Raw genomic sequence first — 9,308 nt, forward strand, 5'->3', positions numbered from 1 at the left:
TATCGGCCGAGCGAGAAGCTCTTTTAATCTGCCGCGTAGCGGCTTGGTTCAACAAAGCATTCTACCGGACTCCGTTTCCGTACAAACACAGTCAGTGCGACATTTATTTCCGGGAACTAGTTATTTAAAATATTAATTAATAATATTAAAAGTGTAAAAATATGAGTGAAATTGAATTTGTATCTTTTGATAAAGTGAATGCAGAAGACTTGATGGTAGTTGTTAATGAGGATTCTCTGAGGACTCATTTGATCGACCATCCATATTTTGATGTCGCTAGTCTTCAATCGTGGGCGAAAGATAAAATTAAAGTGGATGCGCTGCAGGGGTGTCGTGTTCGGGTAGTGTATATCGGAGGGGTGTTGGCTGGTTGGTGTGGGATTCAGCCAGATGACAATGGTTTTGAGTTGGCGATTGTTATTTCAAAAAAATTCTGGGGCTACGGTATTCCTATTTTTAAAACGCTCATGCATTGGGCTAATGTGCTCGGGCATAAAGAAATACTCTTTCATTTGCTCGAAAGTAGACCTGAGTACAAGGCGCTGAATAAGATATCAACTAAAGTTCATAAAACGAAGCAATTAGGTCGGTGTTTTACAACTTATCATGTTCCCGTCATTAAATAGTGCGCGCATAACCGATAACTGGGCAGAAAATCTGCAGGTTTATGTGGGTGTTCGCTTGCTCATAATCGCACAAGGCACCCAGATATTTTGTCTGTAACTTATCCGGGTAGAACAATTAGTATTTCTCGAGTGAGAGCTATTATTTAATAATGAAATGACCGCCTGCTTGTTTGCCACTGCACCTGCCTCGATGCGTTATTCTAATCACCTGCCTCCCTGCAGGCCCTCTTCGCCTTATGGGATAAACTATTTTGTCTCGCTCCTAAATCGAACATAATTTTCGGTTGGTTTAGCAGGGGGGGCTTTGGATGTTTTTTGGGGTGTGGAATAGCGGTGTTTGGTCTTGAGCTCCTGCGCGAATATTTAGATATTAGCGCAGGAGTCATTATTTTTAGGGTGTCGTTATCTGCCTAGTGATCAGTTCCACTGGGCTTTACAGGATTGTTAAGGCGTAGCGTCCCATACTCGGCCAGAGGCTTTACCATCGCTAGGCGGGTTGAACACTTCAACGGCCATAACTTGGTATGTTGGGTCGTCACTGGCATCGAAGTTGTTCATATCTGGAAGTATCCAGCCAGTATCGGCCCAGGCTTTAACGTGATCGGCAAATATGATTTTGTGGTCCTGCCCAAGAGGAAGATGCTGGCTTGGCATACTCCAATATTGATAGAACGTGGTTATGTTGTTAATGGATGGCTTTTGGTCGCGTATTGTTCGGTAGGTAGAGTACTCGACCCCACCGCTAGTAAACGTCTTGCCATATGTGCCGTTATCACTGGGTGCGTATGCATTGCTCCATCTTTGCAGAATATAGTACTCGACTAAGTGTGCGGGGTTTGAGGTGGGCATATCCTTATTGTAGCCCCAGCCATACAGTGTAATGAAATTGGCTCCGCTATCTTCATTGAAGCGATAGCCGATAACTCTATTTTCATCACCAAAGTGCCACCCAGGGCCGCCTACGTAGTTGTAGCCGCCTCCCTGCCAGCTTACGCTGAAGGCGCCATCGGGATCCAAGGTTAAAGATGCAGAGCCGCCGTCCTTCCAGTGGGTAAAGAAAAAATCGCCCACATGGCCTGTTGCGTGGCTTTGGGTAAGTAGTGTGGGGCTGGTATATTTTTGTGTGTAAGCCCCAAATTTCTTTATAGAAATTCCCGATGATTGCGTATCGACATTACTTGATTTTGGTGCGTTCGGTGCGGTGGTGCAGCTTGCAAGGCTTAATGCCCCCACTAAAGCAAGGGTTTTGATGTGGGAATATGTTTTCAAGCGGTCATCCTCCAACTTTTAGGGTGCGTCATATACTGCTTTAATTGCGACTCTCAGCTATATATTAAAGCATTTTTTCTTAAAAGATCCAGTGCCTGCGGCCAGCTACACCGGGTACGCTATGTCTATGAGCGCGAAATAATAGTGCATTTATAGGGGCTTACCTAGTCTACATTTTGCCCTGGCGTCTAGCCCTGAAATTATCTGTACCGCATGCTTCAGTAGGGTTCGATTTTCTTCATTTTATTCCTTTCCGTTGCTACTCCTTCGTGAAATGGTCATTTTGATTTCATGTTAAGTTGATCTGGAAAGTCCTACTTCGTATAAGAAATTTCCACATAATATTCTGGCGGGAGTGTGATAATTGTTTCAAATGGGATGTATCCATTTTCATTGGGTGTATCTTCGAGAAGATTGAGGGAAACTGTGCCTCCAATGCTTTCTAGAAATCGCTTGACTGCATCCATCCCAACACCACGCCCAGATATTTTGCTCACTTCTTCTTTCGTTGATGTGCCCGACGCAAAAATTAAATCTGCAATGTCCTGTGGTGGCACGGTAGCACTAGCACCCCAGCGCTGTAATTGAACGCCTTTTTGGAAAAGTACTTGGGTGTTAATTCCCCTGCCATCATCAACGACTTTCACCGTCATGTTTTCATTTGTTCTTTCGCTAACAATAAGTATTTTTCCTTGAATGGGCTTGCCCGCGGCTTCTCGATCATGGGACGGTTCTATACCGTGATCTAAGCTGTTTCTTAGTATATGAGAAAATACATTGCTGATGGTTTCGTGAGCCTCTGTTCGAATACGCATATTTTGGTCATCGAATGTCACTAGAGGTTCTACTTTCTCAAGTTGTACTGCAATCGATGGGAGTGAGTTTACAATCTCATGAATGACTTCACTAAGCGGAGACGAGAGTGAAATATTCAATAGCATGTTTGCCGATTGAAGATCAGTTGACTCTTTGATTTCTGGAAATGCTGAGAAAGTTCGTGATATATATCGTTGAATTGAGTGTAAAGCAGATGCGTTCACCATGACTTTGTCATGATCCGAGTTATTACCTCGGCCCAGTATGAAGTGGTAAACCTGATGGTATTCAGCAATGGCTTCTTCCATCGCGTCTAAATCGCGCAGTAGCTTTTCTTTATCCCATGCAGTGTCTAAATTATTTTTGAGTTGGGTATAGTAAGTTTCTACCTCGTGGGCAACATCGCTGCAATGTTTTAAATCGTAGGTTCTACAGTTGCCTTTTATCGTATGCATGTTACGAAACAGTAAGGCTATAACCTCTTCACTACTTTCATTTGATCGCTTAATTTGTTCGCGGTTTTCGTTAATGAATTTCTGAGTGCTTTCTTCAAAATCTAGATACTTATTCTCAGGTATTTTAATGACTTGCGATATGATATCGAGCTCGCGTTTTTGGCTTAGCGCTTCGGCTTCGGCCTCTCTTAATGCGGTAACATCCCTGACGGAGACCATAAGTTTTGCAATAATGTCTTCGTTTAAAATGGGGTCCCAAGCGAGGGATAAATGCTGGCGCTTGCCATTGCGTTCGGCGATATAGTTTGTTGGTAGAGCATGTGCGTTGAAAGTGAAATTTAGCGAGTCTTCCCCGATTATTGATTGAAGGGCTTCTTTCGCTTGGTTAAGCGCATCACCACCAAACTCGGCGCCTTCAAAAAGGAGGTCAATTGCTCGTGTGCCTGCAATATGTGTGGTGGAAAATATTTTTTCCAAATAGGCTGAATATTCTGGATGTATATTACCATTGGGTTCGACCGTAAATAAGCCTTGCCGCATATTTCCCAGCATAGCCTGAATGTCATTATTTTTTACCGCTAGCTCTTTTGTTCGCTCGGTGACTTTGGCTTCTAATAGACGATTTTGCTCTTCGATTAACCGTCGTTTTTGTCGTTGTTTAATATAAAGATTCGTTAAAAAACCAAGTATAGCGAGTGAGTATAGGCTATAAGCCCACCATGTTTCCCAGGGGGGCGGTAGTTGAATAATGCGAATATCTTTGCTTTCGTCGTTCCATGCGCCGTCGTTGTTGCTGGCTTTTACTTTAAATCGATATGTTCCTGCATCCAAATTGGTATATTTTGCGCGTCGTTCTGTTCCTGCATTCACCCAGCCAGCATCAAAACCCTCTAGGATATAGGTATATTGATTTTTACCCGAATCGCGGAAGCCTAGGGCAGAAAAATCGATTTCAAAAATGGATTTTTTGTAATCCAATATTAGTTCTTCAGTCAAGTTGATGCTTTTCTTTAGGAGGCTATTTTCTGGCTTTATGGGTACATTTTCTGAGTTGATTTTTAAACTTGTAAATACAACTGGTGGGAGGAATGCGTTGTCGCTCATCTCATTAGTTTTATAGATTCTTAAGCCTTTCTTGCCACCGAAAATAGCTTCGGCCTCTTTTGTGATTAATGCGGCGGTATAGTTAAAACCACCGATGAGTTTTCCACTATCGCGATTGTAATTTTTTACGCGCTTGGATTTCGGCTCGAACATGACAACGCCGCTATTAGTCCCCATCCATAATTGACCTTTAGGGTCTTCTATAATGCTACGGATAGAGTCATCAAAAAAGCCATCGGCTTTGCCAAAGGTGGTAAAGCTTTTTGTCTCGCGATCAAATAAATTTAGCCCTTCATTTGTTCCAAACCACAGTCGTTTTTGGCTATCTTCCAGAATACTCAATACTGAGGGGTTACTAATTGATTGCGGGTTGTTGAGTTCTGGAATATAGGCATTAAATATGCCCGTTTTTCGATCCAACCAATTAAGGCCGGCTACAGTACCGACCCAGAAAACACCTTCGCTATCCTCATGGACCGTCCAGACTTGATTCCCCAGCAGGGAGCCTTTATCACTTGTCTCGATATAGTGAGTGAACTCGCCGGTATCACGGTTGTATTGGTTAAGGCCGCCCTCATGGGTACAAATCCAAATGGTGCCGGCGGCATCTTCATAAATGCACCAAACTTTGTCGTTGTTCAGTTTCTTTGAGTGAGTAATCGGGGCATTCGCTGCGCGTTTTGCATCATGAGGGAGACGGGTAATTTTACGGTTATTATTAAGGTCGACTTGAAAAACGCCGCCAGCCCAAGTGCCGCCCCATAAAACATTTTTTGAGTCTAAAAATAGCGATAAAACCGCCGGCGCGCCAATCGTATTTGGGTCATCTTTATTGTGTTTGTAGGCGGTAAATGTTTGCTTGTCTCGATCAAAATGATTTAAACCTCCGCCATCTGTACCCGCCCAAATATTACCGTTGGCTTCTTGCGCTACATCCATAACTGAAATGTGAGATAAGCTTGTAGGGTTTGACGGGTCTGGGGTGTGGGCATGAATCGCCGCGCTCGATTTGTCAAAAAAGTTAACGCCGCTAGGGTAATTACCGACCCACAGGTCGCCATTATTATCCTCAATTACAGTTCGAACAACGCTGGAGTTAAGAGAGCTTGTACGGCCGGCTTCGTGTTTAAACTGAACAAACTTTTCCATCGATGGGGAAAACATATTGAGGCCGCCTCCATCGGTTGCTATCCAGATGTAACCTTCTTTGGATTCTGAAAGCCACCAAATATCACCTCCAGAAAAGCTGGTGCTATCACCATCAATATGGCTATACCGCGTATAGTTTTTTGTTTCGGGGGAAAATTTAATAAGACCGCGATCAGTACCTAGCCACATGTCGTTGCTTTGGCTGAATAAAATCATGGATACGCCGTTATCGGGCTCGGAACTTGGATCGGGTGCGTAAGGTCGGTAGTTGTCAATTTTTCCGGTTTTAGGATCGTATTTATCAAGGCCGCTGGCGGTACCTATCCATAAGTAACCTTGCCCTGTGGCAATACTGTTTACTCTGCCAGGGCTAAGGCCGTCGGTTGTGCGTAGTAATGTACCAGCGCCGGTTGTTCTGTCTACTATGTATACGCCACCAAAGGTGGATACGGCCATGCGGCCATCGTCAAGCTCTGCAATGCGCCTAGCGCCGACTGATGATAGGGGCATATCTTTTAGGCTGTCGTGATCCGGCAGGCGGCGCAGTAGCTCAACTTCTTTATCATACCAAAGGGGGCCTTTGATCGTTGCAATCCAAAGTATGCCTTGGCTGTCTTCAAAAATATGAGGCACCATGACAGCGGTTTTAGGTTTAGCGCTAGGATCATTACCATCAATCTCGCCAATGCTTTTAAAGGTGTAGCCGTCATAGCGAATTAGCGCACTTTCACCGCCAATCCATATAAAGCCGTCTGTATCCTGATGCAAGGATAGGGTTACACCCAGCACGACATCTTTATTTTCGAGCACGTGCTGAAAACTGATCTTGCTAGAGTAAAGTTCTGCATTTACATAGGGCGAAACTATTGCAATAAGGAATAAAAAAATAATTTTATTCATAACTTTATTTGGCTTAACCCCTAGGTTTTTTATGCGAAAACGAAATAATTCTGTGCTACCGGAAATATCACAGCTGAGAAGAATAGCGGTTTTTTAAGTATAGAGGCAATTACTGCGGTTGCTGGACTCTAAGCATAATTAGAGCGCTATTGGGTATTGGTGTGGTGAGGCGTGGAGAGCGCGGATTAAGTGCTGGCGCCTTTACTCTCATTCTTGTCGTTGTATGCTTTTTTGGCGAGAGCTGAATGCAGCGATAAATAATATCCGCAAACCTATGAGCGCCTACGGCATGCTTCAGTATCGAAGGGCTTTAGTGTGTCTTTGAATCAGTATTTTTTATAGGTGGCAACGAAAAAGGGCGCCTCCTTATTATCGGAGAGCGCCCTTTAAATAAATGCGTTGAGAATACAGAATAATTCGCAATAAGCGCGCCCAGCTTTAAAGCAATATGAAATAGGGGCGCTTACCTGTAACTGTTTATTCTAGATCCTCAAAAGCAGTCGTGCTTGCTGGCTTTACATTATTGCAATGCGCCGCCAGTAAGCGTGTTGCGATTTTAGTTTGAGGTATCAACACCTTGCATGTTAACGACAACATCAGGTTGTGTTACACCAACAGTTGCCGTGTCGGCAGCCATATCAACTTGGATGTCCAGTCCACCAATAGTACCGATAGCATCAGCATCTACGCCAATAATACCGTTAACTACGGAGCCTTCTAAATGGACAGCTAGGGGCGCGCTCTTAGCTTCTATCATCTCAATACTGCCATCAGAACCTGTAACTGCTACCACACGAAGCGCTCCCCCAAAGTTTATTAAGGGGTTGGTTGTGTCGAGTGCAATTGCTACATCGGATGTGGTCAATGTAAGCTCGTTAACCACCACGGTTAACCCGTCTAGACTTACACGGAAGGTTTTGACCCCACCTTCACCATTATCTATTGTGGCCCCAGGCGGTGTATTCGGGAACTGTAATTCTATATTGAGAGCAACTGCAACATCATCAATAGTTTGATTGACCGAGTAGCTATAGTGCAAACCAAAGCCAACCTCTTCGGGATCGGGGGCGATAAGATTAATGCCTTCGGGTAGCGGTATTACGTATTCTCCGCTTAATTGTTTAATAAACTCAGCGCCAATCGCTGTACCTACTGGTGTTAACGCAGCTACAGCTTTTTTAATTGCAGCTTCGTCTAGACCTTGTGCGACAAGATCTAAGTAAAATGCGTCGAAGGCGTCTTTATCAATAAGGTTAATGAATGCCTCGCCTAGGTTTGCAACAGCGTCTACCTCAACGCTTTGATCATCCGTCAATGCTTCGGTAAAGCTTAAATCTTCGATATTAACGGCTGCTGCAGAAGAGCTAGCCATAGGTGCTGAGCTTGAAGATACAACAACAGGCGAAGAGCTAGAAGTTACAACAACAGGCGCAGAGCTAGAAGTTACGACAACTGGTGCAGAGCTAGAAGCCACTACAACAGGAGCAGAGCTAGAAGTTACGACAACAGGCGCAGAGCTAGAAGTTACAACAACTGGAGCAGAGCTAGAAGTTACGACAACTGGCGCGGAGCTAGAAGTTACAACAACTGGAGCAGAGCTAGAAGACATTGCATCAGACATAGAGCTTTCGGAGCTTGCGTCAGGACAATTGTATTCCCCTGGGTGGTGGTCGCAGATGGACGGATCAATATCATGATTATCGTTGCCGATACAGCCGGCTAGGGTGAGCGATAATACGCCGAGGGTTGGTATGGACAATATTTTCATAATTTTTCTCGCTAATGGTGGTCTAAGACAATCAAGTAAGGCCGATAATATATGAGTAGGCGCGATAATATTTGGGCATAAGTTTAAATCGTGATGTCGTACGTGTTTTTAAATGGATTTTAAGTTGGAGCGCACATAAATATGACCGCGGTATCAATGTCTCGCGAGACATTTTTAATTTAGCTAGCATGATTGTTTGAAGTAGGTAAGTAAATTAATAGGAGAAATGTGACACGTTAATCGCCTTGGGTTTTTTCGCGCCGTTTTATATGCTCTCATTAATCCGTCGCTGCTTACGGTCTGGGCTATTTGGGTCGTTATTGCGCTTAATTACTTTAAAGTAGATGGATTTAATTGCCGTATTTATTAACGATTTAATTGGAGCGCTTAGTCTATTATTCTTGTGCGGCTGAATACTGGTGATGTTTTTTTGATTGTAAATAAGCATAAATACCCTTTGAAAATAGCATATAACCGTTTTTCTTATAATTAGAGGTTGGTTCAACGGTGTTGTATTTCATTCATGTGAGGGGAGCGTTTACTTGGCTTGATCTATGTGAAAAATGAAATAGTGTCTTTCAGGTATCTTCATTGAAAAATTATTCAATAGGATTTTTTGACGGGAGTATTGGCTGGTTGTAAGTTGGCCTAGGGTTGTGTCATTAAGTGACAGCTTGTAGTTATAGGTGAAGATCAAATTGATGGCGACATCCCCCAGCTTATTATAAAAATTCTCGAATAATAAATTCATTAGGTCTTAACTGCTTGGATCGTAAGGCTGTCAAGAAATTTTAAAGTAATTAATGTATAGCGATTAACATTACAGGTCGATAATACCGGTATTTATAAATCTATAGGAAGATGGAAAAGCGTTTTTGTATCCGCTGCAGTTCCTACTCCATAATATGCTCAAAAAACCCAAAGCCCGTATGTAGGGTTAATACGCCCAACTCTTGGTGACTTTTCTGTAAGGCCTCGCCTTGTGAGTGCCAATTTAAAATTATTGCATACAGTAAAGGCTGATTGATTGATTGCGCTGAGCATTTGAGGGCTGCATGGCTCGGTAGCGGCTTCCAGGTTTATTCTGATCGATAGCGCCTCCTAGGCATTAAGCTCCTGCAGCGTCGAATAGTGGTCCCTTCCGCATAATGCATTCATTATTGGCTGGGCTTTTAAAAATAAGGGGCGAGGCAATAATAGTTTATCCAATTAGGCGAAGAG

At 43.4% G+C, this 9,308-nt stretch carries 4 protein-coding genes; 1 reads left to right on the forward strand and 3 read right to left on the reverse strand.

Annotation, left to right across the window (positions count from 1 at the left end):
* Positions 1 to 161 precede the first annotated feature (161 nt).
* On the forward strand, positions 162 to 626 hold the full coding sequence (locus tag AC3A8L_RS16945) for an N-acetyltransferase (protein WP_487963456.1): 465 nt from the start codon (positions 162 to 164) through the stop codon (positions 624 to 626).
* A gap of 444 nt (positions 627 to 1,070) precedes the next feature.
* Here AC3A8L_RS16945 and AC3A8L_RS16950 read toward each other — a convergent pair whose 3' ends face one another.
* The 3 genes from AC3A8L_RS16950 to AC3A8L_RS16960 form a co-directional block, all read right to left on the reverse strand.
* Entirely contained in the window at positions 1,071 to 1,895 is an 825-nt protein-coding gene (locus AC3A8L_RS16950) for a glycoside hydrolase family 11 protein (RefSeq protein ID WP_487963457.1), read from the reverse strand.
* 314 nt (positions 1,896 to 2,209) lie between these two features.
* Complete coding sequence (locus AC3A8L_RS16955) at positions 2,210 to 6,319, reverse strand: two-component regulator propeller domain-containing protein (protein WP_487963458.1); 4,110 nt, start codon at positions 6,317 to 6,319, stop codon at positions 2,210 to 2,212.
* Between the two features lie 556 nt (positions 6,320 to 6,875).
* On the reverse strand, positions 6,876 to 8,087 hold the full coding sequence (locus AC3A8L_RS16960; protein WP_487963459.1) for a hypothetical protein: 1,212 nt from the start codon (positions 8,085 to 8,087) through the stop codon (positions 6,876 to 6,878).
* Positions 8,088 to 9,308 lie beyond the last annotated feature (1,221 nt).

It is taken from the genome of Marinagarivorans sp. (assembly GCF_982758155.1).

Excerpts from the sequence above, each read along its gene's own strand:
- AC3A8L_RS16955 (WP_487963458.1), bottom strand. The coding sequence starts at position 6,319 with ATGAATAAAATTATTTTTTTATTCCTTATTGCAATAGTTTCGCCCTAT.
- AC3A8L_RS16960 (WP_487963459.1), bottom strand. The coding sequence starts at position 8,087 with ATGAAAATATTGTCCATACCAACCCTCGGCGTATTATCGCTCACCCTA.
- AC3A8L_RS16945 (WP_487963456.1), top strand. The coding sequence starts at position 162 with ATGAGTGAAATTGAATTTGTATCTTTTGATAAAGTGAATGCAGAAGAC.